The following is a 236-nucleotide window of genomic DNA, read 5'->3' as shown; positions in this document are numbered from 1 at the left end:
GTTCACCCCGATGTTGATCAGGAACTGGCCGATCCACAGGAACGACAAGCCGTACGCCACGTAAGCGGCGAAATATTGCTTGGCCTTTTCAGCCCACAAGCCGATGTACATGCCGCGAACACACACGAATACGAACAGCGCGACGGTGCACAGCGAGCCGACCACACCCAGCTCTTCGGCGAGTACCGAGAACACGAAGTCGGTGTGGGCTTCCGGCAGGTAGAACTGCTTCTGCA

The 236-nt window shown here is 58.1% G+C and carries 1 protein-coding gene; it reads right to left on the bottom strand.

Going from position 1 to position 236, the window contains the following annotated elements; genetic code table 11:
* Positions 1 to 236 (bottom strand): FtsW/RodA/SpoVE family cell cycle protein (locus KAJ71_RS23355; protein WP_248947810.1); only part of this gene is annotated, 236 nt, incomplete at both ends.

This window comes from Serratia silvae (assembly GCF_023282985.1).
GTDB classification, from domain to species: Bacteria; Pseudomonadota; Gammaproteobacteria; order Enterobacterales; family Enterobacteriaceae; genus Chania; species Chania silvae.
Note: the sequence above shows the minus strand (reverse complement) of the source record. Positions and strands in the feature narration are given on the sequence as shown.